Here is a 25,426-nt window from a genome sequence, read left to right as displayed (position 1 = left end):
AGCAGTGCAGAGAACAGAAGACAGTAAGGAGAGGAGAAAAAGATGCAGGCGATTGTAGCAGCAGATAAAAACTGGGGAATCGGGAAAAAAAACAGGCTTCTTGTAAGTATTCCTTCTGATATGAAATTTTTTCGGGAAAAAACGACAGGAAAGGTGGTCGTGATGGGGAGAAAGACGCTGGAGAGCTTCCCAAACGGCAGGCCGTTGAAAAACAGGACAAATATTGTATTGACGAAAAATAAGGACTACGCGGTGAAAGACGCGGTCATTGTGCATTCAGAGGAAGAATTAAAAGAAGAACTAAGAAAATATAAGGAAGAAGAAATATTTGTCATTGGAGGAGAGAGTGTTTACCGCATGCTACTTCCGCTTTGCAGTGCTGTTTATGTTACAAGGATAGAACAGGAATTTGAAGCGGATACATTCTTTCCCAATTTAGATGAGAAGAAAGAATGGAAAATGACAGAGGAAGGTGAGGAACAGACCTGTTTTGATCTGGAATTCAGGTTTACAAAATATGAACAGCAAAGTTAACAGGAAGGGAGCTCGTCTTTCTTCCCTTCTTCTTTTGGGGTGCATGGCAGCAGGGATTCTCTGCCAGGGCTGTACATGGCAGGCGGATAATACCGGAGCAAAGGAAAAAGAAGAAACAAAGGGAGAGGAGAAGATAAGTGTCGTGACGACTATCTTTCCACAGTATGATTTTGTACGTGAGATTGCGGGAGAGAAAGTAGAGCTTAAGATGCTGATGAAGCCAGGAGAAGAGACCCATTCTTATGAGCCGACTCCGCAGGATATTATTGCCGTACAGAACAGTGATATTTTTATCTATGTGGGCGGCGAAAACGATGAATGGGTGGAAGAAATTCTTGCCTCCATGCCGGATGAAAACAGAGAGACATTAAAGCTGACAGACTGTGTGGACACATATGAAGAAGAGCATGTGGAGGGAATGAAAGAAGAACATAAGCATTCCCACGAGGAGGAAAAAGAAAATATACAGTCAGAAGGAACAAAGACCCATTCCGTCCATGAGATAGACGAGCATGTCTGGACGTCGCCGCGTAATGCCATTCAAATTGTAGAGGCTGTCAAGGAGCTGCTTGTCAAAGTAGATGAGAGAAATGCGTCTGTCTATGAAGAGAATGCATCTGACTATGAAGAAAAACTCTGGGAGCTGGATGCACAGTTTCAACAGGTAGTACAGACGTCCAAACGAAAGCTTCTGTTGTTTGGGGACAGGTTTCCATTTCGATATTTTGCGGAGGAATATGGACTTTCTTATTACGCGGCATTTCCGGGCTGTGCTTCGGACACAGAGCCAAGTGCTGCGACGATGGCATTTTTGATTGATAAGGTAAAGGAAGAAAGGATTCCTGTTATACTGAAAATGGAATTGAGCAATGCAGATATTTCCAATGCAATTGCAGAGGCGACAGACACAAGGGTAGAGACGTTCTACAGCTGCCATAATATTTCGGCAGAAGATTTTGAAAATGGAGAAACCTATTACAGCATGATGGAAAAAAACGTAGAGACGCTGAAAGAGGCTTTGAACTAAAGGAGGCAGAAAATCAGATGGCGCTGATAAAGTGTGAAAATGTGTCCGTCGGCTACGAGGGGCAGACAGTAATAAAGGATTTGAATTTTCAGATAGCTAACGGGGATTATCTGTGCATTGTGGGAGAAAATGGTTCCGGAAAAAGTACACTGGTAAAAAGTATTTTGGGGCTGAAAGCAGTGGAAAAAGGGCGGATTGTTTTTGGAGACGGGCTGCGGCAGACAGAAATTGGGTATCTTCCACAGCAGACAGAAGTGCAGAAAGATTTTCCGGCGAGTGTTTATGAAGTGGTGCTGTCCGGGAGGCTGAATAGTCGGGGACTTCGTCCCTTTTATACAGCACAGGACAGACGTACAGTATATGAAAAGATGGAAATGCTTGGAATTCATGCATTATCCCGCCAGTGCTTCCGAGATTTGTCAGGAGGACAGAAACAAAGGGTACTGCTTGCACGTGCTCTGTGCGCGACAAAAAAGCTGCTTTTGCTAGACGAACCGGTGACGGGACTGGATCCGATCGTGACAGGTGAATTTTATCAGTTGTTATGTAAAATCAACAGAGAACAAAAGATCGCAGTTGTGATGGTTTCGCATGATGTAGAGAGTGCTGTAGAGTATGCGAGCCATGTTTTGCATTTAAGCGAAGACACACAGTTTTTCGGGACTGCCGCGGCGTACCAGAAAAGCCGAGCAGGAAAGACATTCCTGGGAGGTGAAGCTTATGTTTGAGACGGTAGCACAGATGCTTTCATATCCGTTTATGGTGCGGGCATTTCTTGTCGGCTCTCTGGTAGCGCTGTGTTCTGCCCTTTTGGGAGTCAGCCTTGTCTTAAAACGGTATTCTATGATAGGAGACGGGTTATCTCATGTAGGATTCGGAGCTCTGGCGGTGGCGACAGCGGTAAATGCAGCGCCTCTTTCTGTAGCAATTCCCATTGTAGTATTGGCTGCGATATTGCTGCTTCGTATCCGTTCCAACACCAGAATCAAAGGGGACGCGGCGACTGCCATGATTTCCACAGGGGCGCTTGCTGTCGGCGTGATGGTGATTTCTATGACGACAGGGATGAACACAGATGTCTACAATTATATGTTTGGAAGTATCCTCGCCATGAGCGCCCAGGATGTAAAACTGAGTCTGATTTTGTGTGTTGCAGTATTGGTTTTGTATGTATTTTTCTATCAGAAAATATTCGCAGTAACCTTTGATGAAACCTTTGCACTTGCTACGGGAGTGCGCGCGAATCTGTATAATACAATGATAGCGGTTCTGACAGCGGTTACGATTGTACTTGGTATGCGGATGATGGGAGCACTTCTTGTATCGAGCCTGATTATATTTCCGGCACTTACTTCTATGCGGTTATGCAAGACCTTTAAGAGCGTGATTATAAGTGCAGGCGTTCTTTCTGTAATTTGTCTTGTCATCGGGCTTATACTGTCTTACTTTTGTGCGGCGCCGGCAGGAGCCAGCGTAGTCCTTGTAAATCTGACGGCATTTCTGGTGTATTCGGTTCTTGGAATTGCCAGAAATGCAAGGAGAGGATAAGATACATCAAGGAGTCTGCTAAAATGTATCAAGAAGTGAGCGTTGACAAAGGAAAAGATACAAATTATAATGAAAATATCTTATCACAGAAAAGGTTTAGAAAAATGCAGAGATAAGGAGGAGTACATAATCTCCGGAAGCAAAGAGAGAAGATGGGCGGTGGAAATCTTCGTGAAAGGATTATGGAAGTAGCCTTTGAGCAGTGGATTGAACGGGAGGATTCCCAAGTAGACTTCAACGTTATTCCCACGTTACAGGGAAACAGTATCGGAAGATATTCCCGTACTGGCAGAGTGCAGAGATTTCTCTGAATTTAGGTGGTAACACGGATGATGGATTCGCCCTAAGCTGTAAGCTTAGGGTGTTTTTTTCAGTTAGGAGGGAAATATGAGACAGATAACAGGAAACAAATTATTGGTGAAAGCATTGAAGGAAGAAGGCGTAGATACAATATTTGGGTATCCTGGCGCCTGTACGATTGACATCAGTGATGAACTGTATAAGCAGAAGGATATTCGGGTGATTCTGCCGCGGCATGAACAGGCATTAGTCCATGAAGCAGATGCCTATGCGCGGACGACAGGAAAAGTCGGTGTCTGCCTGGTGACAAGCGGACCGGGGGCGACGAATTTGGTGACCGGACTTGCAACGGCGAACTATGACAGTGTGCCGTTGGTTTGTTTTACCGGACAAGTAGCAAAGCATCTGATTGGAAACGACGCCTTCCAGGAAGTTGATATCGTAGGAATTACGAGGAGTATCACAAAGTATGGCGTGACGGTGCGCAATAGGGAAGATTTAGGAAGAATTATAAAGGAAGCATTTTACATTGCGCGCACAGGACGTCCGGGGCCGGTACTGATCGATTTGCCGAAGGACGTAATGGGAGAAGCAGGCAGTGCGGAGTATCCGGCGGAGGTAAACATCCGTGGATATAAGCCAAATACGAATGTGCATGTCGGACAGCTGAAACGTGCTATTAAAATGCTGCATAAGGCAAAACGCCCGTTGTTTTTGGCAGGTGGCGGTGTGAATATCGCCCATGCAAATGAGAGCTTCAGAGAAGTAGTGGAGAAGACAGAGGTTCCGGTTGTCACGACGATTATGGGCCGAGGCGCCATTCCTACAAATCATCCGCTTTTTGTAGGAAACTTAGGGATGCATGGCGCTTATGCGGCGAACATGGCAGTGAATGAGTGTGATCTTCTCTTCTCTATCGGCGCACGCTTTAATGACCGAATTACGGGGAAGCTGCATGCGTTTGCTCCGAAGGCGCAGATTGTGCATATCGATATTGATACAGCGTCCATATCCAGAAATATTCATGTGGATGTTCCAATTGTGGCAGATGCGAAGGAAGCGGTTTTGAAAATGAAGGAATATGTAGAAGGGTGCAAAAGAGAAGCATGGCTGAAACAGATTGCCTCCTGGAAGGAAGAGCATCCGCTGAAAATGAAAAAACGTGCGGTGATGGGGCCGCAGGATATTATTGAAGAAATAAACCGGCAGTTTAAAGAAGCGATTATTGTAACGGATGTAGGGCAACATCAGATGTTTGCCAGCCAGTATGTAGAGATTACGAAGAAAAAACAGATCATCATGTCCGGAGGACTTGGGACAATGGGGTACGGTTTTCCCGGCGCTATCGGCGCCCAGATTGGAAATCCAAAGACACCGGTTATTGCGATTTCCGGAGATGGGGGGATGCAGATGAATATCCAGGAGTTTGCGACTGCTGTACTGGAAGAGCTGCCTCTGATTCTCTGCGTGTTTAACAACGAATATTTGGGAATGGTACGGCAGTGGCAGAAGCTCTTCTACGGCAAACGCTACGGCATGACAAATTTACGTTCCGGAGCACTTTTTAGAAGGACAGAAGGGCAGGAGATGCCAGCGTATACGCCGGATTTTGTAAAACTGGCAGAAAGCTACGGGGCAAAGGGAATACGAGTGACAAAGAAAGAAGAAATCAAAGCGGCGTTTGAGGAAGCGAAAAAGAACACAAAGCTGCCGACCTTGATTGAATTTATTATCGATCCGGAGGAAATGGTGTATCCGATGATTCAGCCGGGTGGAACGCTTAAGGACATGATTATGGACTGTTAGGAGGAAAAAAGATGGATGGAATGAAAAAAAGATGGATTTCTCTGTATGTAGAAAATCAGGTGGGCGTACTTTCCAAAATTTCCGGACTGTTTTCCGGAAAATCCTATAATTTGGACAGCCTGACGGTCGGTACGACAGAGGATCCCACAGTATCTAGAATGACGATCGCTACAGTCAGTGACGATGAGACATTTGAGCAGATAAAAAAGCAGTTAAACCGAATGATAGAAGTAATCAAAGTCATTGACTTTACAGATATTTTTGTAAGAATGAAAGAAATTCTTTATATCAAAGTACTGAAATGTACTCCCCAGGATAAAATTGAAATATTCCAGATTGCGGAGACATTCAAGGCAAAGGTGATCGACTATGGAAAAGACAGTCTGCTTGTAGAATTTGTACAGACAGCGACAAAAAATGACGCAGTTGTCAAATTGATGAAAGAAGAATTCAAAAGTATTGAAGTGGTACGGGGTGGAAGCGTAGGTATTGAATCTATCAGTATGATGGAGAGATAAAAACAGAGTGCGCTCTTGATTTTTTTTGCCGGAAGTATTATAATCTAGGCGAAAACAATGAGCAGACGAAAGAGCCGGACGGCTGGAGAAAGGTCTGCATGGTGCAGAGGAATGGAGGAGTCTATATGGAGAAAAAAAAGATTGACTGGGAAAACCTGGGATTTAGTTATATGCCTACTGATAAACGGTATGTTGCAAATTTTAAAGACGGTAAATGGGATGATGGAGCGCTGATAACAGATGCCAATATTGTAATGAACGAATGTGCAGGAGTTTTGCAGTACGCACAGACGATATTTGAAGGGTTGAAGGCGTATACAACAGAGGATGGACATATTGTGGCATTCCGTCCGGACTTGAATGCAGAACGTCTGGTCAATTCTGCAAAACGCTTAGAAATGCCTCCATTTCCGGCGGAACGTTTTGTGGACGCAGTCGTGCAGGTAGTAAAGGCAAATGCGGCTTATGTGCCGCCATATGGCTCCGGAGCGACACTGTACATCCGGCCGTATATGTTTGGAATCAATCCGGTTATCGGGGTAAAGCCGGCAGATGAGTATCAGTTCCGTATTTTTACAACCCCAGTCGGGCCATATTTCAAAGGAGGCGTAAAGCCGCTGACAATCTGTGTGTCTGATTTTGACCGCGCCGCGCCGCATGGAACGGGACACATTAAGGCAGGGCTGAACTATGCAATGAGTCTGCATGCAATCGTGACGGCGCATGCGAATGGATTTGATGAGAATATGTATCTGGATTCTGCGACAAGGACGAAAGTAGAAGAGACTGGCGGTGCAAACTTTATCTTTATTACAAAAGACAATAAGGTTGTAACTCCTCATTCTGATACAATTCTTCCTTCTATTACAAGGCGTTCCCTTCTGTATGTGGCAGAGCATTATCTGGGACTAGAGGTAGAAGAAAGAGATGTCTATTTAGAAGAAGTGAAAGAATTCGCAGAGTGCGGCCTGTGTGGAACTGCAGCAGTTATCTCTCCGGTAGGCAAGGTCGTTGACCATGGAAAAGAAATTTGCTTCCCAAGTGGTATGGAGAAGATGGGGCCGACAATTCAGAAGCTGTATGACACATTGACTGGAATTCAGATGGGACATATCGAGGCGCCAGAAGGTTGGATTAAAGTGATTGAATAACAGTAGACAAAATAGAAGCGCAGGGGAAATCGGCTTATACCGATTTCCCCTATAATTACAGTATTTTTCACTTCCACCTGCCAAAGTGTAATTGTTTCTCGATTTCAGGGTAATGCTGCTCTAATTCTTTTTCGTTTGGGTTAGCATAACCAATTCCAATAAACGCAGGTATCATATATGTTCTCGGTACCTTTAATTTTTCTTTCACAATATCATGTTCTTCATTTAAAGGTATCCTCATAGAGCATGCCAGCCCTTCAGCGGCCACCGCTAAAAATATGTTTTCTATGACACACCAAATCGTGGAAAATGGATTTAATTTAGATACATACTCGCCGTTTAAGTCTTTTGATTTAAACACAGGAATTATTACATAGGGAGCATTTTTTAACATTGTAAATTGTCTTGGCATTGCATATGCATACATTTTCTGAGCAAGTGTAACTGGATAAGGTCTTGGAATATTCAAATATTTATCAGCGTCAAATTTATCAGCTATTTTTTTGGCATACTCAAAAGCATATTCTTTTTCTTCATCTGTTTTTAAAATAATAAAACTCCAATTACGATTATGGTTCCATGTCGGGGCTTTATTACCAGCTTCTAAAATTTTTTTAATAACTTCAAAATCAACTTCTTTATCCAAAAATTCTCTTACTATTCTTCTTTTTTCTACTGCTTCATAAAATTCCAATTTTAAAGCCTCCCACTCTTATTTTATGATTTCCTCATGGTAAAATAATTTACAACTTTCGCGGTTTATTTATATTTCCTACGTTTGAAAAGGTGTGTATTAGCTTATATTATGTGAAGTATGCGTTTATACGAGGATTCGTGATTTTATAAATGAAAGAACACAGTTGCAATATTAAAATAAATCAAAATAGAAAATGTATCTACCAGTGTGGTGATAAGCGGAGAAGCCATAATTGCAGGATCCAAATGGATCTGTTTGGCGCACAAGGGAAGAAGGCATCCGATGAGCTTGGCAACTACAATGGTAGCTGCAAGCGAACATGCAATTACGAATGCCAGTGTTGCATCCTGATACATGATAAAAATTCTTACTCCGTTGGCGAGGGCAAGGACGAGTCCTACGATTACAGAGATACGGAATTCTTTAAACATTACTCTAAATAAGTCTTTAAAGTGAATCTCATCCAGTGCGATTCCGCGTATAACCAAAGTCGAGCTTTGAGAACCGCAATTTCCTCCTGTGTCCATCAGCATTGGAATAAAGGAGACAAGCAGAGGAATTGCATTGAAAGCATTTTCATAACGGGTGATGATGGTACCTGTCACGGTGGCGGAAAACATCAGGACGAGAAGCCAGGGAATGCGGTGCCGCGCATGTGCAAATACAGAAGTTGCAAAATACGGCTTTTCACTGGGACTCATCGCTGCCATTTTCGTAATGTCTTCCGTTGTCTCTTCTACCATGACATCCATTGCGTCGTCAAATGTGACAATTCCTACCATATAATTTTCCGCGTCGAGCACAGGCAGGGCGAGCAGATCATATTTTCTTAACAGTTGTGCGACCTCTTCTTGATCCGTATGTGTGTGAACGGAAATAATTTCAGTTTCCATCAGTTCTGCTATCAGTGTGTTGTCATCCTCTGTCATCAGTTCTTTTGCCGATACGGTACCGATAAGCTGTCTGCGTTCGGTGACATAACAAGTATAGATGGTTTCTTTGTGGATACCCGTTTCTTTGATGTGCGCCATCGCCTGCGCTACCGTCATAGATTTGCGTATATCTACGTATTCCGTAGTCATAATGCTTCCGGCACTGTCATCTGGATAATTTAAAAGCTCGTTGATCATAAGCCTGTCAGACGGGCTTACTGTGTCAAGAATCCGGCTTACCAGATTTGCAGGAAGCTCTTCCAGCATATCAACGGTGTCATCCATGTACAGATCATCCAGCAGTTCTTTTAACTCTTTTTCTGTGAACATTTCCACCAGATAAGTCTGCATGGTGCCGTCCATGTTAGAAAAAACTTCTGCTGCTTTGTCCTTTGGAATCAGGCGAAAAGCAAGTGCGAGTTCTTTGTCGTCCAAATCGGAAAGAAGGGAGGCTATGTCGACTTCGTTCATGACGTCCAAAATACTTCTCACAGCTTTGAACTGACGCTGCTGGAGAAGCTTTACAAAAATATCTTTGTCCATAATATATACCTCTTGTTTCTATATATGTTGTAAATAAGCTGCACGAGTGATAACTGGCGCCAGAATCCATAACCTCACCTCCTTATGTAAACGTAAAGAAAAAAGACCATGCATCGCCTGAACTATGCAAAGTCTTCTACTTCAATCTTACTTATACCGTTCAAGCTTTAGTATCACAGGGCATAATAATTGCATTAGGTTATGCCTTCACGACATAGCCTGCTAACCAACTCGTTGTGTCTCCACAATCTCGCGGCAGCAATCTTAAGGAATCAACCAAATCCCTGTGGTAACCTCACCTACCGAAATAATATGATTTAATTTCTACCTACTCATTGTAGTGCAGAAGACAGGAGGTGTCAAGAAAAAAGTTTTAAAAATAAATATAGGAAGCGGACATTAAAAGCCTTGAACAAGGTGAATGTAGCGGTGATGCGGAAAAAACGATCCTGCATGCAGTGCAAACTGGAAAAAGATAAAGAACATTCCGCCGAGGTTGGAGAAAAGATTGCGGATGCCGATGAGAAGCTATCCATTATTCTGCTCGTAAGAACAAGTGTTTTAGACAATAAGGGCAAGAAAACACTGACAGGAAAAATTTAGGTGTCTGCCAAGGATTAAGATTGTCTTTCCAACTTAGCAAAAGAATAAGTGTGTTGTTAAAAAAGCGATAGATATCATGTCTAGCGGACGTGACATCTATCGCTTTTTAGGGTTATGCCGTTATAAATAAGAAAAATATTATTCTGTTACTTCGTAAATTCCAGGACCATCAGTCCAGTTATACCAGGCTTCTTTATCATCTGGATCTTCTCCATAAAAATCAAATACTGAGTGAATTGAATCGCCAGGATTAGGACAGTTATCAATAGAGGTTACGATTCCAGGGGCTATTATATATTCACCCACTGTGGAGATGGCGCAGCCTTCATCGCCGGGATTTAATCCTTTTACTTGAATGTCATTGATTACTTCACATGTCATATGTGAAAAATATTCGAAAGGCTGCGAATATGTATATTTTAATGGTGAGCCATTTCTAATATAACTCCATGTAGAAGAGCCGCCGTCTACACCGGCAAGAAATGTCTTTTCACCAGTTGTATCGCCGGCTTGCGTGACTGCCTCAGCAGCAGATAGTGCAGGCGTGTCAGAGGAGCAGAAGATGAATTGCAATTCATCGGAATATTGCTGCAGCCACGTTTGTGCAATTGTGTATCCGGAGGTATTGAGATCTCCGGTAGAAGCAAGATCCATAGAATCCAGCAGCGTAAGCTTGTCATTGGTTTCAGAATAAGCTTTTGCTTCGTCGGCGCGTAGTGTCATTACTTCGGACATTGCAAGTTCGAATACGGCATAGGAAATACCATCGGGATAATCAGCAACAACTTGATCCATAAGTTCTCGGGCAGCCAGTGCATTATCCATTGTAGAGTTAGAAATTACACCGTCGATAACACTGTTGTCATTTGAATATATTCCGATTCCGGCATCTCTTGCCTGGGCTACGAGATCTTGATAAGAATCAAAAGATTGAGTGATTCCTATAATGATAGCCGTGGGTTGCTGATTGATTGCGTTCTGAAAATATTCACGAAAATTGTCTTCCTTCTCATAATTAATCACTTGATAATCCCAGCCGCGATGTGCAGCTTCAATCGCAACTTGTTGTTCACAACGTTTGTTGCTTTCATCTGTAAGGTTGGAAATAAGATAAATAATACTTACATCTTCATTTGAAACAATTTGTGGCCGGGCATAGTCGTCAAAGGATTGGGCTTCTGCAGTTGCAGTATTAGATTGAGAATTTTTTGAAGCGCTGCTGCAGGCGGTCATTGAGGTGATCAGCCCCAGTGTGAGTAAAATGCTGAGTAATCGTTTTTTCATAAGTAATTCCTCCTTTTTTGTGATCCATATGCAAGCTTTATTGAAAGAACAAATGTTAAATAAAAGTTTACAAATGAATCATTAATTGTTTTGGATATATTATAAAATGCATAAAATAGTTTGTCAATAGAATTATAAATGTTAAAAAATATACAAATAAAAAGAATGATTGACAACTTATATGGACATATGTTAACATCCGTTTAAAGGAAAATTTTATTAAAGGAGGAAGTACTATGCGTTATAAAAAAATGGGAAAAACAGGAATTGAAGTGTCTACAATGACAATTGGAACGTGGGCGATGGGAGGGCTCGGATATGGTTCTGTAGAACGTAAGGATTGTATAAAAGCAATTCATGCCATGCTAGAGCAAGGTGTGAACCATATTGATAGTGCATGGGTGTATGGACTGGGCGAAGCTGATAAAGTGATTGGTGAAGCAATTAAAGGAAGACGAGATGAAGTTTTGATTACAACAAAATGTGGATTTAGAAATCCGGAATCAGGAAGCGGCCCCAATTATCCGGATTGTTCTCCTGAGTGGATTTCAAAATGTTTTGAAGAAACTCTAAAAAATCTGGATACAGATTATGTGGATTTCTTTTTGATTCATGTTCCGGATGCGAATGTTCCATTTGAAGAAACTGCTGAATGTGTGAACAAATGGAAAGAACAAGGGAAAGTAAGGCATTTGGGAATCTCGAATTTTGGAATCAAGGAAATGGAAGAAATGGGAAAGTATATTGATATTTCTGCAATTCAGTCAGGATATTCGATGATAGCACGTGAAGAGGAAGATAATTTGAAATGGGCAAAGGCGCATGGGATTGGTGTTATGACGCATAGTTCTTTGGCCAGTGGACTTTTGACGGGAGCCATTAGAGTTTTGCCTGAACTTCCAGATGATGATATTAGAAAGTTATACCAGTATCCACATTTTAAGGAGCCTAAATTTTCTCAAGTTATGGAACTCCTTAAAACACTTGATAAGATTGCAGAAGACAGAAATGTTCCTGTGGCACAGGTTTCGCTTAATTGGAATACTCAGAAAGACTTTGTTACAACTTCGTTATGTGGTGTAAGAAATGTTAAAGAAGCGTTAGAGAATTGTAAGAGTACATCTTGGGAACTGACAGAAGCAGAAATGAAAATAATTGATAATGCAATAGAAGAAACAGTAGGAAAATAGATGCGAAATGGCAGGTGATGATAGTGGGAAGTGAGACGATTCTTCGTTTTGATAATGCAACAAAAAAGTTTGGTAAATTTACGGCAGTGGATCATGTGAATTTTGAGGTTCATAATAAAGAAATCGTTTCCATTATCGGGGAGAATGGTGCCGGAAAAAGTACATTTTGCAAAATGCTGACAGGTGTTTATTCTATCGATGAAGGTGATATGTATTTTGAAGGCAAAAAAGTAAATTTCCGAAATACGACAGAGTCTATGAAAGCTGGAATAAGTATGGTTTATCAAGAACGAAATTTGGTAGGAATGCTTACTGGCGCTCAAAATATTTGTCTTGGAAACGAGCCTGGCAAAGGTCTGCTTAGTGAACGAGAGGCGTATGAAAAAGCAGTGAAACTTAGAGATAAATTGAAACTTAAAATTCCTTTAGATGTTCCGGCGGAGGAACTGGGTGCCGGAGAGCAGCAGTTGATTGAAATAATGAGGGCTTTTTATAATAAACCAAAAGTTCTTATACTTGACGAGCCGACAGCTTCTCTCGGAGAGGGAGAAGTAGAACCGTTTTTAAAATTCATAAAAGATGTACGCCAGACTATGAATATTGCTATCATTTTTATCTCGCATAAAATAGAAGAATTATTTGCGATTTCAGATCGAATAGTGGTTCTGACAGAAGGCCGTAATACATTAACAGATAAAGTAGAAAATTTGACACAAGTTCAGGTTATTGTAGCTATGCTTAGAACAGGGAAAAAATACGGACGTGTGTCGGTTTTAGAAAAAGATTTTTCGAAGCTGCCAGTCGTTATTGATGTAAAAAAAGCTATTTATGATGGGAAAGAACATAATTTAGGATTTCAGATACATCAGGGAGAGGTTGTAGGGTTTTACGGATTGGTTGGTTCTGGACGAACGGAATGTGCAGAGATGCTTTACGGACTCCGAAAAGCAGAAAAGACATATTTGTTTAACGGAGAGAATATATCCAAAGGAAATGCAAGGGATATGATTGAACGAGGAATGATAATGACTCCAGAAAAACGTGCCGATGGTATGTTTAAGGCACTGTCACTTGTAGATAACATATGTAATTTGTTTTTGAAAAAAGGATTAGCGGGAAAGGGAGTTGGAGTCGTAAAAAAAGCCAAAAGCCATGAATTTGCAGATGAAATTTTAGAGAAAAACAATGTAAAGTATAATAGTCCGTCACAAGCAATATCTAACTTGTCAGGAGGTAATATTCAAAAAATTATTATTGGCCGTTCCATTGCGATTGATAATATCAAACTTCTGATTTTAGATGAACCGACAAATGGGATTGATGTAGGTGCCAAATTTGAAATATATCAAAAAGTTCGTCAACTTACCGATGGGGAGGATGAAGAAAAACGGATTGGTGTGTTGTTTATATCATCTGAAATAGATGAACTTCTAAATGTATGTGATAAAATTTATGTTTTTGCAGATGGAAATATCATACAGGGATTCAAAAGAACGGAGTTTCAGAAACAGGATATTCTTAGCGTAGCAGTTAGGGGGAAACGGATAGATGAATAAAAAATATATTAAGAAAAAAACAGGTGTGAAAGAGCAAATATCCAGAGTATTCCTGTTGATTGCGTTGATTATAATTGCTGTTATATTTCAATTGATACAACCTAGATTTCTGATGTTGGGCAATGTGATGAACCTTCTTGCTACAAGCAGTATCATAGGTGTATTAGCGTTAGGAAATATGGTTTTAATGTCAGCAGGAGAAATGAGCTTTTCAATTGGAGCACAATGTACGATGATAGGTGCTGTATTTGGAAAATTTCTGGCAAGTCAGATATCAAATAATCTTTTGATTGCGTTCTTTGTAGGAATAGTGGCATCTGTGATTGTTGGGTTATTTCTTTCGTTTTTTACTGTAAAATTGGGTGTTCCTACATTTGTGTGTACGTTAGCAATGGCGACGATTCTGGATGGTTGTTCTCAACTTCTTAATAACGGAACAACATTATATTCTAAAGAATGGCCAGATAATTTTAATTTAATGCAGTATAAGATTGGTGGAATATTACCAATAGCAGTGATTGTTTTTCTGGGAATAGCAATTGTGATACATGTTGTTTATGAAAAAACAAGATTTGGCAGACATTTATATGCAGTAGGCTCAAATCCGACTGCTGCCAATAACGTAGGGATATCAGTTCCGGGAATGCGAGTATGTGCTTTTGTGATTAGTAGTGTGCTTTGTGGTTTTGCAGGTATGATTGCAGCTTCTTATAACAACAGCGTGTCTTTGACAATGGGAGCTGAATTGATGCTGCCGGCCATCGCTGCAACTATGCTGAGTGCTACATTTCTTCAGATTGGAAAGTATAATGTACCGGGAACAGTACTGGCTGCAATTTTAATGATTGTAATCCAGAATGGAGTAATTAGTGCAGGATATCCGATTTATGTAAAGGATATTGTACAAGGTATTCTTTTGACAGTTGCAGTTGCAGCAATTGCAATTATCAAAGAAGATGGTTTGCCAAGTGTGAAACTGGATAACTGATGGAAGGAGGACGTAAAAGATGGAGAAAAAAAGAAACCTGACATCAAATTCTTTGAGGAATATATTTGCAAAACGCTGGCTTTTGCTTTTTACGCTTGCAACCGTTGTAGTATTTGGAATAATATCACCCGCGTTTTTAAAAATGGATAATTTACTTAATATCTTGAGCAGTGCGTGTATTGTAGGTGTTATGGGGGTAGGATTAACTTGTATTTTTGCGACAGGCGAGCTCGATTTTTCGGCAGGATCACAGGTATCACTGGCTTCGTGCTTGATGGCAGTGATTTTAGGGGGCGGTTTGATAAAAAACTATATAGTGGCAGTATTGCTGACATTACTTGTTCTGGGGATTGTAGGTTTATATAATTCATTTTTACATGTTAAGATTGGAATTCCAGCGTTTATTGCAACATTAGGGACGTCTTATCTTGTAAAAGGGATAGCCAAGGCTTTGACGGGAGGAAAAAATATAAATAATCTTCCAGAATGGCCGGAAGAATTTACATTTATAGGGCAGGGATATCTGTTTGGGGTAATACCGATGCCGGTTGTTATTTTGGTAATGGTTGGAGCTATTGTATTATTTTATACCGAGTATACACGAGCTGGAAAATATTTGTATGCAGTGGGTGCAAATCCGATAGCTTGTGATTATATAGGTATTGATGGAAAAATACAGAAAATTAAAGGTTTTGTTATTACTGCACTCTGTTGTGCACTTGCTGGAATTATGCAAGGCTCACAGATGAATGCAGCATCTCCAACATTGGGAGAAAATATGTTTGTACCGGCATTGACAACAGTATTTTTAGGAGCAACATATGGGAAAATTGGTGTATTCAATGTACCCGGCACATTAGTGGGGGCGGTTTTGTATGCATTGATTAATCAAGGTTTATTAATGATTACGAGTGACCTATGGCTTAAAAACTATGTGCAAGGAGGAATGTTACTGTTTGCATTAGTGATGGTAGTCGTAATTAGAGCGAGAGAACGGAAAAAATAGAGGACGAGGAAGGTGAATGAAGATGACTAAAATTGTTTTTGTATCAGAAGGATTGATTAAAAAAGAAGATATAGAGAAAAGGAAAATTCCGCAGATGTTGGATGAGTTCAAAGAATATGGAGTTGAGTTTACATATACTGAAGATCATGCTGCTCTTAACGGTGTAGGGGGGAATATGCGGGAGGCGAATCTAAAATTAGAAAAAGAGGGGCCGAATTGGGTGGAATATGACTCAGAATTTTTAGAGTCGATAAAAGATGCAGATATTATTATCATGCATTATTCTGGCGCTGGACGTAAATTTTTTGAGGCAGCCAAAAAATTGAAGCTTTTATGCGTAATGAGAAGTGGTGTAGAAAATGTAGATATGGAGGCAGCAAAAGAGAATGGAGTTGTAGTATGTGCATCTCCGGGAAGGGCGGCTGAACCCGTGGCGGATTTTGCTGTTACCCTACTGTTAGCCTTGATGAGGAAACTTCCTGTAAATAATATGGGAGGAAGTGGAGTATGGAAAGATGCGGTTATGGGTACAGAAGGCATGATGAAAAATTCTACAGTAAGTCTTCTTGGGTTTGGCGTGATTGCACAGAAAGTAGCTTTAAGATTAAAAGGATTTGGATGTAACATAATTTCTTATGATCCATGGGCAAAAAAAGAGATTGCACAGGCTATGGGGGTAGAACTTGTAGATTCCGTTGAAGAATTATTTAGACGGGCGGATTTTCTGTCTGTCCATGCGAGACTGACATCTGAAAATCATGGTATGGTCAATAAGAAATTGTTAGAACTTATGAAACCAACAGCCTATTTAGTAAATACGGCTAGAGCAGGTCTGATTGATGAAAAAGCGTTGGTTGCCGCACTGAAGGAAGGGAAAATTGCAGGAGCTGGTCTTGATGTGTTTTCCAGCGAACCATTACCGGAAGGGCATCCTTTTTTAACATTAGAAAATGTAATTGCAACTCCGCATGTTGCAGGTAATGGTGGGGATTTTATTTTGAGATCTTTTGAAAGCCCTCTTAATGAGATAAGACATTTTTTCAAAAAAGAGCCGTATTCTTGCCAGATGAACTAAAAAGATGGGAAGTATGCAAATGGGAAAACAATATATTTTGGCAATTGACAGAGGGCAGAGCAAGATTAAAGCTGCATTGTACAACAGTGAAGCAGAAGTTGCATTTGTAAATTCAGAAGAATGCCAGGAAATACAGGCTAGACAACCCGGATGGGCAGAACAGGATATGGAACTGATGTGGCAACAGACAATATGTGCAATCAAGGGAGTACTTAACAAGAGTGGTGTTAATCCAAAAGAAATAATAGCAGTTTCCTTTTCTGGACAAGGCGGCGGAAATTTTATGATAGATAAGGAGGGGAAACCAGCCTATCCAGGTGTTCTTTCTTTAGACAGCCGACATGAAAAAGTTTTTTGTCCGAATAATCTGCCAAGGACACTTGCATTTATGTACTGGTTAAAGAAAAATGAGCCAGAAGTGTATTCTAAAGTACGGTGGATATTTGGGTGTAAAGATTATTTAAGGTATTGTCTGACGGGAAAGGTGAATGTAGATATTTCGGATACACCAGCACCAGTGAATCTAGAAGAAAAGAAATATGTTATAGAGGGGTTGGATGAGGCTGGAATTTCAGAAGTGAAAGAAATGTTGCCGGAAATACTGTATGCAAGTGAGATATGTGGGAGTGTGACCGAACAAGCAGCTCAAGAGACGGGACTCTTAGAAGGTACACCTGTAGTTGTAGGGGCGCATGATATGATTGCTTGTTCTTTAGGAGCAGGTGGTTATCGACCGGGACATTTGACCATTATAATGGGAACATTAGGGATTAATATAGCAGTTGTTAATGAGAAAATTAAATTAAAGGAATCTGCATCTTTGGGAAAATTCTTTATGTTTGGCGGAGCATTTAAAGGCGTGAAAACAGTAACAACATCAATTGGAAGTGCTTGCAACACAGTGAACTGGGTATTAGACACTATGTTTATAGAAGAAAAGAAGGAGGCGGAAAGTTTAGGGATATCTGTGTTTACTCTAATAGAGAGAAAATTACGTGGAATGGAGCCAACGAATGTGATTTTTCAGCCTTACCTAATGGGGACGTTTTATAATAGTGCAGCGAAGTTGGGATGGACAGGGATTCATATGGGAACAACACGTGAGGAATTGCTTTTATCGGTTTTTCAAGGTGTGTGTATTTCTATGTGTATAGAGATAGAACGGCTGGAGAAAAAGGTTGGTAGGTTAGATGATGTTTGGCTTGTAGGAGGAGGCAGTGAAAGCTCAATCTGGAGACAAATGTTTGCAGATGCGTTAGGACGTCCCATTCATATTTGCAAAACGAATGAAGTAGGATGCCGTGGGGCGGCGGTATGTGCAGAAATTGCATTGAAAGGTTTTGCAGAGGATGCGCATTTTTGGATACCTAAAGAAGGTGGTATTTATTATCCTAATCCTAGAAGGACAGCAATATATAAGGAACAGATACAAATATATAAAAAGGTATATGATATGGCAGTTTCTGTGTGGGAACAGCAAAAATCATACAAATAGAAAAATATAAGTTGGAGGAAAAGACAATGTTAGTATCAATGAAAGAAATTTTAGACAGAGCAAATCAGGAAAATTATGCAGTGGCTGCACCGGTGGTGCAAACAGAGTTTAATGCACGAACGGCGATTAAATGTGCAGAAGAATTAAATGCCCCAATTATTTTATTAGTGCCCCTCATTTTTGATTATGACGTAGATTTATTTGGGCGCTATTTAAAAGAATTAGCGCAGTCAGCAACAGTACCTGTTGCTATTAATCATGATCATGGTTCAGATTTTCCATCTGCCGTTGAATGTATTCGTGCAGGCTTTTCATCAATTATGGTGGATCGTTCGGAACTGCCGTTTGAAGAAAATATTGCACAAGTTAAAGAATTGGTGAAAGTAGCACATGCTGTAGGTGTCTCAGTAGAGGCTGAACTTGGACATGTAGGCAATGCAAGTAATTACGACACGGATCGTGATGCTGCACTTACAGAACCAGAATTGGCAAAAAAATTTATCGAAGAAACAGGAATAGACTGTTTAGCAGTTGCAATTGGAACTGCGCATGGAGCGTATAACAAAGGACAGATGCCTTATCTCGATTATGAAAGATTAGTAGAGATCAAGAAAGTAACAAATAATTTTCCGCTTGTACTGCATGGGGGATCGGGAACAGGAGACGAGGGTCTTGCTAAAGTTGCTAAAATGGGAATCAATAAAGTAAATATAGGCTGTGAATTGTTTGCATCAGCGATCGATGCTATAGAAAATGCTGATACAGAAGGAAATGGGGCATACGGATTTGCTAATATAATCGAAGAAGGCTATGGATCCAGATTGAAACATTTTATCCGTGTACTAGATTCTGAAGGAAAAGCATGGGAAGTAAAAAAAATAATAAAAAGGGAAAAGGTTGAACTTACGGAAGAAACTATTTTGTAGTAGAGAGGAGAAAGATTATGCGGGGACTTGTACTATATGAATGTGGAAAAACGGAGCTGCGAGAAGTAGAGAAACCTGTGTGTGGGGAAAAAGATATTATTATTAAGGTAGAATCAGCTGCTATTTGTGGCGGTGATGTTCATTTCTATAACGGAACTTTAGATCTTGGAAGCTATCCCATTATTATGGGACATGAGTTTGCCGGCACAATAGCAGAGATGGGACCTAAAGCTGATGCATACTGGAAGATTGGAGATCGAGTTGTATCGGAAAATACAGCTTCAGTATGCGGGCGGTGCCCATCTTGTGAAAAGGGGAATTTTGTGAACTGTGCAAGCCGCCGTACTCTTGGATGCGATGAAGATGGTGCATTTACTCAGTTTGTGAAAATACCAGGAGAACTTTTGGAGGTTTACAAAAATTGTATTTTCCATTTACCAGATTCAATTTCGATGAAAGTAGCACCGTTGTTAGAACCGGCAGCAAATGCTTATATGGCGGTCGTTCAAGAGGGACAGGTTCTTCCAGGAGAGAATGTAGTGGTATTTGGAGCTGGTGCATTGGGATTGTTTAGCGCACAAATTGCAAGCATTGCAGGGGCAGCTAATATTATTATGGTTGGAATGCCAACGGATGAAAATACCAGATTCGAATGTGGGAAAAAATTAGGAGTAACACATACAATTGTAAATAGTGAGGGCGTAGACGTGGCAGGTAAAATTGCTGAAATATGTGGTAAAAGTGGAGTTGCGCTTGCTATTGATGCGGCAGGAGCGCCGTCAGTTTTGAAACAGGCAATAGAAGTTGTTCGGAATGATGGTGTTATTGTTAGAATTGGAATGAATGATAGACCATACGGATACGGATTAAACGAAGTGAATGTAAAGTCTGTAGATATTAAAGGCCATATGGGATATAATACAACATCCTGGCGAAATGTAATTACGTTGGCGGCAGTTGGAAAACTCGATCTCGAAAGTTTGGTGACACATGAATTACCATTAACAGAAATTAAGAAAGGATTTGAATTGTTGAAAGATCAGTCGGCAATTAAAGTATTGATAGATCCAGATAGGTAAGAAATATTTTTATTTTTCCCAATTTATGGTATAATCAAAAAATAAAGAAAATGTTATGACAGCTGGTGTATACTTGGACAGATATTTCTTAAATCAAGTAGAAAAGAGAGGAAACAACAGTGGGAATTATATCCTCAAATAGCCTGGATATAAAAGTAAAGGTTGCAAATTTATATTATTATCAAAATTTATCTCAGCAAGAAATTGCAAAACTTTTAAATATATCAAGAACAACAGTTTCTAGGATATTGAAAAGTTGTATTGAAGAAGGAATTGTTTCAATTCATATCAAGAATACATCAACGTACCAATATGAGCTTGAAAAAAAATTGAGGCAAAAATATAAATTAAAACATGTAAGTGTAGTAAGCGATAAAAATGATAATGAGTTAATTTTGAAAACAATAGGTGATTCGACATCAGACTATTTAAAAGAAGTGATAGATAGTAATGTTCGAATTGGTGTGTCAGCAGGGACTACAATTGCAGGAATCATACATCGATTGCGTCCGATTAGCAGCTATAGTATTGATGTAGTACAAATGTCGGGAGATGCGAGTCATCAGATGAGTAATTGTTCATCTGTACTTACGATTGAAGTGGCAAAAGCATTGGGGGGGATACCTCATGCAATGCATGTTCCGTTACTTGTGCATACAAAAGTGCTTAGGGACCTTTTGTTGGAAGAACCTTTCAATAAAAAGCATTTCCAAGAGCTGGATAATCTTGATATTGCAATTGTAGGATTAGGACTTTTAGATGATCTTCTTCCAGGTACGAGTGATACATGGTATAATTTCGTTGCAGACAAAGAAGAACTTAGAAGAAAGAAGGCGGTCGGGGATATCTGTGGTGTGTTTATAGATAATGACGGCAACATTTGTGATGCGGATATTCAGGATCGAACAATATCTATTTCTCTTGATAAATTGAGAGATATAAAAGAGTGTATTGCAGTTGCTTTTGGAAGAAAGAAGAAGTATATTACGCAGGCTGCGATCAAAGGAGCATTTGTTAATGTGCTGATTATTGATGAGGAACTTGCACGTGCGTTGTTAGAAGAAGATTTGGAATAATAAATTTTCTAGAGTGCAGTGAACGAGAAAGTGGAGAAATTCGAGGGCCTGGCAGAAACCAGACCCTTTTTGTTGTCTAAAAAAGACGGTTATTCAGTAGGATAAGGAATACCATGTTTTTGCTAGAAAATTTAAACAGCTCCGGAGTCCATAAGAAAATCTGTAGAAGGATTTGTCCTGGTATAAACGCAGTCTCCTTGTGTATACGGTACCAGAACAGGTATTAAAAAGTGTAGAAATTACGTTGAATTTGATTAAATTCTCATGTGAGCATGATATAATAGCATAGAAAATGTATATTACGTTCGGCTGAACCGGATATATGTATATCGGGAGATGTGGACATTGTGCTGTGCCAAGAGGATATGTTATACTATATAGGCTATTATAAGGCAGATACAGCAGAAAGGAGTGTCTGCCGGAAGTTGGAGAGGCGTGCAAGTGGAAGCGTATACAAGTTTTGCGTCGGTTTACGATAAGTTTATGGACAATGTTCCTTACCGGGAGTGGGGAGAATATCTGCATGGACTTTTACAGGAATATGGTGTTGTGGAAGGGCTTGTAGTAGATCTCGGCTGTGGTACTGGAACGATGACAGAGATTTTAGCAGAATGTGGATATGATATGATTGGCATAGACAATTCGGAAGATATGCTGGAAGTGGCAATGGAAAAGAAACTAGAATCCGGGCACAATATTCTGTACTTGCAGCAGGACATGCGGACGTTTGAGCTCTATGGAACGGTGCGTGCGGCTGTAAGTGTCTGTGATTCTTTGAATTATATTACAGATCCGGCAGATTTGGAACGTATGTTTTACTGGATAAACAATTATTTAGACCCAGAAGGAATTTTTATTTTTGATTTCAATACAGAATATAAATACAGAGAAATTTTAGGAGAGAGAACTATTGCGGAAAATCGCGAAGACTGTAGTTTTATCTGGGATAATTACTATTATGAGAAAGAAAAAATCAATGAATATGATTTAAGTCTGTTTATTCGGGAAGGAAAAGAAAATATATATAAGAAATATCAGGAAATCCATTACCAGAGAGCATATACTTTGGAAGAGATGCGAGAATATATCGAAAAAGCAGGAATGAAATTTATTACAGCATATGACGCATTTACAAAGAATTCCCCTACTCTTCAGAGTGAACGGATTTATGTAATTGCCAGGGAGTACGGGAAGAAAACATGAGAATAAGCAGTATATATAAATAGAGATAGAAAGAGAGGATAAAGATAGATGAAAGATTATATTGTAAGAGCAGCCGCGGCAGACACACAGATCCGCGCATTTGCTGCATCTACGACAAATATGACAGAAGAAGCACGCAGGAGACATCAGACAAGTCCGGTGGCGACGGCGGCGTTGGGACGTCTGTTGACAGGCGGCGTAATGATGGGAAGTATGATGAAAAATCCAACAGATATATTGACATTACAGATACAGTGCGCAGGACCGATCGGAGGAATGACAGTCACAGCAGACAGCCAGGGAAGGGCAAAAGGGTATGTGGTAAACCCAGAGGTAATGCTGCCGCCCAAAAACGGAAAGCTGGATGTAGGCGGAGCACTGGGAGCAGGATTTTTAAATGTCATCAAGGATATGGGATTAAAGGAACCCTATTGTGGACAGACGGTTTTGCAGACAGGAGAGATTGCGGAGGATTTGACCTATTATTTTGCTACCTCTGAGCAGGTTCCGTCTTCTGTAGGACTTGGAGTTTTGATGGAAAAGGACAATACAGTGCGGTGTGCCGGAGGTTTTATTGTACAGGTGATGCCGTTTGTAGAAGAGGCTGTGTTAGAAAAGCTGGAAAAGAATATACAGAATATTCAGTCTGTGACCGCTATGCTGGATAATGGACATACGCCGGAAGAAATGCTGGAGAAGGTACTGGAGGGGCTGCATGTGGAGGTGACGGACACCCTTCCGGCGGAATTTTACTGTAATTGTTCAAAACAGCGGATTGAGAAGGCAATTATCAGTATTGGTAAAAAAGAGATACAGTCCATGATTGACGACGGAAAAGAAATTGAGGTAAAGTGTCATTTCTGTAATACTGCGTACAACTACACAGTAGAGGAACTAAAGGAATTATTGAAGAAAAGCAGATAGGCAGGTAAGAAGATGAGAGACGGATTTATAAAAGTAGCGGCAGCAACGCCGGACATTAAGGTGGCAGATGTAGAGTATAATACGAAAAAAATATGTGAGTCGATCGAAGCGGCAGTAGAAGAACATGCAAAAATCATAGTATTTCCAGAGCTGTGTGTTACAGGATATACATGTGGGGATCTGTTTGCCCAGGATGTGCTGCTGAAAAAAGCGAAAGAGGTGTTGTTTGAAATTGCAGCTTTTACAAAGGACAAGGACTGTCTGGTATTTGTCGGTGTTCCACTGGGAATAGAGGAGAAGATCTATAATGTGGCGGCGGCGTTAAACCATGGAGAATTGCTGGGATTGACGACGAAAACGTTTCTTCCAAATTACGGGGAGTTTTATGAGATGCGCCAGTTTACTCCGGGCCCCAAAACCGCAAGGGAAATTTTATTTGAAGGGAAGAAAATTCCGTTTGGGCCGCAGCTTTTATTTCAGGCAGACTCTATAGAAAACTTGATCGTATCTGCGGAAATCTGTGAGGATGTCTGGTCTGTGGTTCCTCCAAGTATTCAGGCGGCGACAGAAGGCGCTGTCATATTAGTGAACTGTTCTGCCAGTGATGAGACCATTGGAAAGGATGCTTATAGAAGAGAACTGATTCAGGGACAGTCTGCGCGGCTGATTGCGGGCTACGTATACGCAAATGCGGGAGAGGGCGAATCGACTACGGATGTGGTGTTCGGCGGGCACAATATCATTGCGGAAAATGGTACAGTGCTTGCGGAGGCAAAGCGTTTTAAAAATGAAGTGATTTATACGGAGATTGATATACAAAGATTAATCGGAGAGCGCAGAAGAAATACGACATTTCAAGCTGCCGAAGAAAGAAGGCTTATGCGGATTCCGTTTTCTATCGAAAAAGAGGCAGCAGAATTGACACGAAAATTTCCGAAAAAGCCGTTTGTGCCTGCCGACGAGCAGATTCGTTCCAGGCGGTGTGAAGAGATTTTGGAGATCCAGGCGATGGGATTAAAGAAGCGTTTGGCACATACAGGAGCAAAGACTGCAGTAGTAGGGCTTTCCGGAGGACTGGATTCTACGCTTGCCCTGCTTGTAACAGCACGTGCATTTGAGATGTTGAAAAAGGATAAAAAAGAAATTCTGGCTGTGACAATGCCATGTTTTGGAACGACAGACCGGACTTATCAGAATGCCTGCAAAATGGCAGAACAGGTGGGCGCTGCTTTGAAAGAGGTACCTATTGCAGAGGCAGTGCGCGTGCATTTTAGAGACATTGGACAAAAAGAAAGCGATCACAGTGTTACGTATGAAAATGCGCAGGCGAGGGAGAGAACCCAAGTCTTGATGGACATTGCCAACCGGACAGGAGGCATGGTGATCGGAACAGGAGATATGTCAGAGCTGGCGCTTGGGTGGGCGACCTACAATGGAGATCATATGTCTATGTATGGCGTGAACGCTTCTGTGCCAAAGACATTAGTGCGTTATCTGGTAAAGTATGCCGCAGATGAGACAACAGATGAAAGATTAAAGAAAGTGCTGTATGATGTGCTGGATACTCCGGTCAGTCCGGAGCTTCTGCCGCCTAAAGACGGCGATATCGCACAGTGTACGGAGGACTTAGTCGGGCCCTACGAATTGCATGATTTCTTTTTATATTATATGCTCCGCTTTGGATACAGTCCGAAGAAAATTTTCCGTCTGGCTAGGGACACATTTGAACAGGAGTATGATACAGAGACGATTTTGAAATGGCTGGAAATCTTTGTGAAACGGTTTTTCTCTCAGCAGTTTAAGCGTTCCTGTCTCCCTGACGGGCCAAAGATTGGAACGGTTGCACTTTCTCCAAGAGGGGATTTGAGAATGCCCAGTGATGCCAGCGCGGCTGTCTGGTTACAGGAAATAAAAGAAATATCCAACAGAATGGAAAATACAGAATCCAGATAAAAGGGAGAAATA

At 40.8% G+C, this 25,426-nt stretch carries 23 protein-coding genes, 1 riboswitch and 1 other annotated feature; of the genes, 20 read left to right on the top strand and 3 right to left on the bottom strand.

Going from position 1 to position 25,426, the window contains the following annotated elements:
* The first annotated feature begins 42 nt into the window (after positions 1 to 42).
* The 7 genes from ACZ5C4_RS12340 to ACZ5C4_RS12310 all read left to right on the top strand — a co-directional run bounded on the left by ACZ5C4_RS12340 (position 43) and on the right by ACZ5C4_RS12310 (position 6,884).
* Entirely contained in the window at positions 43 to 534 is a 492-nt protein-coding gene (locus tag ACZ5C4_RS12340) for a dihydrofolate reductase (protein WP_464521257.1), read from the top strand.
* Positions 518 to 1,561, top strand: a complete 1,044-nt coding sequence (locus tag ACZ5C4_RS12335) for a metal ABC transporter substrate-binding protein (protein ID WP_464521256.1) — start codon at positions 518 to 520, stop codon at positions 1,559 to 1,561. The genes ACZ5C4_RS12340 and ACZ5C4_RS12335 overlap by 17 nt, the downstream gene beginning before the upstream one ends.
* A 17-nt stretch (positions 1,562 to 1,578) precedes the next feature.
* A complete protein-coding gene (locus ACZ5C4_RS12330) occupies positions 1,579 to 2,289 on the top strand; it encodes a metal ABC transporter ATP-binding protein (RefSeq protein ID WP_464521255.1) in 711 nt (236 codons plus the stop codon).
* On the top strand, positions 2,282 to 3,109 hold the full coding sequence (locus ACZ5C4_RS12325) for a metal ABC transporter permease (RefSeq protein ID WP_464521254.1): 828 nt from the start codon (positions 2,282 to 2,284) through the stop codon (positions 3,107 to 3,109). Before ACZ5C4_RS12330 ends, ACZ5C4_RS12325 begins: the two co-directional genes overlap by 8 nt.
* 100 nt (positions 3,110 to 3,209) lie before the next feature.
* Positions 3,210 to 3,458: a binding site (T-box leader), on the top strand.
* Between the two features lie 38 nt (positions 3,459 to 3,496).
* Positions 3,497 to 5,215 (top strand): biosynthetic-type acetolactate synthase large subunit, encoded by a 1,719-nt coding sequence (gene ilvB, locus ACZ5C4_RS12320; RefSeq protein ID WP_464521253.1) that lies wholly within the window; start codon positions 3,497 to 3,499, stop codon positions 5,213 to 5,215.
* An 11-nt stretch (positions 5,216 to 5,226) separates the two neighbouring features.
* On the top strand, positions 5,227 to 5,733 hold the full coding sequence (ilvN, locus tag ACZ5C4_RS12315; RefSeq protein ID WP_186874049.1) for an acetolactate synthase small subunit: 507 nt from the start codon (positions 5,227 to 5,229) through the stop codon (positions 5,731 to 5,733).
* Positions 5,734 to 5,858: 125 nt separating this feature from the next.
* The gene (locus ACZ5C4_RS12310; RefSeq protein ID WP_464521252.1) at positions 5,859 to 6,884 is read left to right on the top strand and encodes a branched-chain amino acid aminotransferase; all 1,026 of its coding nucleotides are present in this window, start codon (positions 5,859 to 5,861) and stop codon (positions 6,882 to 6,884) included.
* Between the two features lie 67 nt (positions 6,885 to 6,951).
* On the opposite strand, the gene ACZ5C4_RS12305 is transcribed toward ACZ5C4_RS12310, so the two are convergent.
* Entirely contained in the window at positions 6,952 to 7,578 is a 627-nt protein-coding gene (locus ACZ5C4_RS12305; protein ID WP_464521251.1) for a nitroreductase family protein, read from the bottom strand.
* Positions 7,579 to 7,724: 146 nt separating this feature from the next.
* Positions 7,725 to 9,056 (bottom strand): magnesium transporter, encoded by a 1,332-nt coding sequence (mgtE, locus tag ACZ5C4_RS12300; protein WP_464521250.1) that lies wholly within the window; start codon positions 9,054 to 9,056, stop codon positions 7,725 to 7,727.
* Positions 9,057 to 9,200: 144 nt separating this feature from the next.
* Positions 9,201 to 9,370, bottom strand: a riboswitch (M-box (ykoK) riboswitch).
* Between the two features lie 118 nt (positions 9,371 to 9,488).
* On the opposite strand from mgtE, the gene ACZ5C4_RS12295 reads away from it, so the two are divergent.
* Positions 9,489 to 9,659: a hypothetical protein gene (locus ACZ5C4_RS12295; RefSeq protein WP_464521249.1), complete on the top strand. Its 171-nt coding sequence runs from the start codon at positions 9,489 to 9,491 to the stop codon at positions 9,657 to 9,659.
* Positions 9,660 to 9,797: 138 nt separating this feature from the next.
* Here ACZ5C4_RS12295 and ACZ5C4_RS12290 read toward each other — a convergent pair whose 3' ends face one another.
* Positions 9,798 to 10,943, bottom strand: coding sequence for a sugar ABC transporter substrate-binding protein (locus tag ACZ5C4_RS12290; RefSeq protein ID WP_464521248.1), 1,146 nt, complete (start codon positions 10,941 to 10,943; stop codon positions 9,798 to 9,800).
* Between the two features lie 236 nt (positions 10,944 to 11,179).
* Here ACZ5C4_RS12290 and ACZ5C4_RS12285 point away from each other — a divergent pair, with 236 nt between their 5' ends.
* The 12 genes from ACZ5C4_RS12285 (at position 11,180) to ACZ5C4_RS12230 (ending at position 25,414) form a co-directional block, all read left to right on the top strand.
* On the top strand, positions 11,180 to 12,133 hold the full coding sequence (locus ACZ5C4_RS12285) for an aldo/keto reductase (protein ID WP_464521247.1): 954 nt from the start codon (positions 11,180 to 11,182) through the stop codon (positions 12,131 to 12,133).
* Between the two features lie 17 nt (positions 12,134 to 12,150).
* Entirely contained in the window at positions 12,151 to 13,689 is a 1,539-nt protein-coding gene (locus ACZ5C4_RS12280) for a sugar ABC transporter ATP-binding protein (protein WP_464522347.1), read from the top strand.
* A complete protein-coding gene (locus ACZ5C4_RS12275) occupies positions 13,682 to 14,677 on the top strand; it encodes an ABC transporter permease (protein ID WP_464521246.1) in 996 nt (331 codons plus the stop codon). Before ACZ5C4_RS12280 ends, ACZ5C4_RS12275 begins: the two co-directional genes overlap by 8 nt.
* A 19-nt stretch (positions 14,678 to 14,696) precedes the next feature.
* Positions 14,697 to 15,683: an ABC transporter permease gene (locus ACZ5C4_RS12270; RefSeq protein WP_464521245.1), complete on the top strand. Its 987-nt coding sequence runs from the start codon at positions 14,697 to 14,699 to the stop codon at positions 15,681 to 15,683.
* 16 nt (positions 15,684 to 15,699) lie between these two features.
* Positions 15,700 to 16,758, top strand: coding sequence for a 2-hydroxyacid dehydrogenase (locus tag ACZ5C4_RS12265; protein WP_464521244.1), 1,059 nt, complete (start codon positions 15,700 to 15,702; stop codon positions 16,756 to 16,758).
* 19 nt (positions 16,759 to 16,777) lie between these two features.
* Positions 16,778 to 18,253, top strand: a complete 1,476-nt coding sequence (locus tag ACZ5C4_RS12260; protein ID WP_464521243.1) for an FGGY-family carbohydrate kinase — start codon at positions 16,778 to 16,780, stop codon at positions 18,251 to 18,253.
* Between the two features lie 26 nt (positions 18,254 to 18,279).
* Entirely contained in the window at positions 18,280 to 19,179 is a 900-nt protein-coding gene (locus ACZ5C4_RS12255; protein ID WP_464521242.1) for a class II fructose-bisphosphate aldolase, read from the top strand.
* Positions 19,180 to 19,196: 17 nt separating this feature from the next.
* On the top strand, positions 19,197 to 20,258 hold the full coding sequence (locus ACZ5C4_RS12250; RefSeq protein ID WP_464521241.1) for a zinc-dependent alcohol dehydrogenase: 1,062 nt from the start codon (positions 19,197 to 19,199) through the stop codon (positions 20,256 to 20,258).
* Positions 20,259 to 20,377: 119 nt separating this feature from the next.
* Entirely contained in the window at positions 20,378 to 21,334 is a 957-nt protein-coding gene (locus ACZ5C4_RS12245) for a sugar-binding transcriptional regulator (protein ID WP_464521240.1), read from the top strand.
* Positions 21,335 to 21,775: 441 nt separating this feature from the next.
* Positions 21,776 to 22,537: a class I SAM-dependent DNA methyltransferase gene (locus ACZ5C4_RS12240; protein WP_464521239.1), complete on the top strand. Its 762-nt coding sequence runs from the start codon at positions 21,776 to 21,778 to the stop codon at positions 22,535 to 22,537.
* Positions 22,538 to 22,585: 48 nt separating this feature from the next.
* Positions 22,586 to 23,461, top strand: a complete 876-nt coding sequence (hslO, locus tag ACZ5C4_RS12235) for an Hsp33 family molecular chaperone HslO (RefSeq protein WP_464521238.1) — start codon at positions 22,586 to 22,588, stop codon at positions 23,459 to 23,461.
* 12 nt (positions 23,462 to 23,473) lie between these two features.
* Complete coding sequence (locus ACZ5C4_RS12230) at positions 23,474 to 25,414, top strand: NAD(+) synthase (RefSeq protein ID WP_464521237.1); 1,941 nt, start codon at positions 23,474 to 23,476, stop codon at positions 25,412 to 25,414.
* Positions 25,415 to 25,426 lie beyond the last annotated feature (12 nt).

This window comes from Mediterraneibacter flintii, assembly GCF_055387595.1.
This window is presented reverse-complemented; position numbering and strand designations above follow the sequence as displayed.

Coding starts and splice junctions, on each gene's coding strand:
- ACZ5C4_RS12340 (WP_464521257.1), top strand. CDS start 43: ATGCAGGCGATTGTAGCAGCAGATAAAAACTGGGGAATCGGGAAAAAA.
- ACZ5C4_RS12335 (WP_464521256.1), top strand. CDS start 518: ATGAACAGCAAAGTTAACAGGAAGGGAGCTCGTCTTTCTTCCCTTCTT.
- ACZ5C4_RS12330 (WP_464521255.1), top strand. CDS start 1,579: ATGGCGCTGATAAAGTGTGAAAATGTGTCCGTCGGCTACGAGGGGCAG.
- ACZ5C4_RS12325 (WP_464521254.1), top strand. CDS start 2,282: ATGTTTGAGACGGTAGCACAGATGCTTTCATATCCGTTTATGGTGCGG.
- ilvB (WP_464521253.1), top strand. CDS start 3,497: ATGAGACAGATAACAGGAAACAAATTATTGGTGAAAGCATTGAAGGAA.
- ilvN (WP_186874049.1), top strand. CDS start 5,227: ATGGATGGAATGAAAAAAAGATGGATTTCTCTGTATGTAGAAAATCAG.
- ACZ5C4_RS12310 (WP_464521252.1), top strand. CDS start 5,859: ATGGAGAAAAAAAAGATTGACTGGGAAAACCTGGGATTTAGTTATATG.
- mgtE (WP_464521250.1), bottom strand. CDS start 9,056: ATGGACAAAGATATTTTTGTAAAGCTTCTCCAGCAGCGTCAGTTCAAA.
- ACZ5C4_RS12295 (WP_464521249.1), top strand. CDS start 9,489: ATGCGGAAAAAACGATCCTGCATGCAGTGCAAACTGGAAAAAGATAAA.
- ACZ5C4_RS12290 (WP_464521248.1), bottom strand. CDS start 10,943: ATGAAAAAACGATTACTCAGCATTTTACTCACACTGGGGCTGATCACC.
- ACZ5C4_RS12285 (WP_464521247.1), top strand. CDS start 11,180: ATGCGTTATAAAAAAATGGGAAAAACAGGAATTGAAGTGTCTACAATG.
- ACZ5C4_RS12280 (WP_464522347.1), top strand. CDS start 12,151: ATGATAGTGGGAAGTGAGACGATTCTTCGTTTTGATAATGCAACAAAA.
- ACZ5C4_RS12275 (WP_464521246.1), top strand. CDS start 13,682: ATGAATAAAAAATATATTAAGAAAAAAACAGGTGTGAAAGAGCAAATA.
- ACZ5C4_RS12270 (WP_464521245.1), top strand. CDS start 14,697: ATGGAGAAAAAAAGAAACCTGACATCAAATTCTTTGAGGAATATATTT.
- ACZ5C4_RS12265 (WP_464521244.1), top strand. CDS start 15,700: ATGAAGATGACTAAAATTGTTTTTGTATCAGAAGGATTGATTAAAAAA.
- ACZ5C4_RS12260 (WP_464521243.1), top strand. CDS start 16,778: ATGGGAAAACAATATATTTTGGCAATTGACAGAGGGCAGAGCAAGATT.
- ACZ5C4_RS12255 (WP_464521242.1), top strand. CDS start 18,280: ATGTTAGTATCAATGAAAGAAATTTTAGACAGAGCAAATCAGGAAAAT.
- ACZ5C4_RS12250 (WP_464521241.1), top strand. CDS start 19,197: ATGCGGGGACTTGTACTATATGAATGTGGAAAAACGGAGCTGCGAGAA.
- hslO (WP_464521238.1), top strand. CDS start 22,586: ATGAAAGATTATATTGTAAGAGCAGCCGCGGCAGACACACAGATCCGC.
- ACZ5C4_RS12230 (WP_464521237.1), top strand. CDS start 23,474: ATGAGAGACGGATTTATAAAAGTAGCGGCAGCAACGCCGGACATTAAG.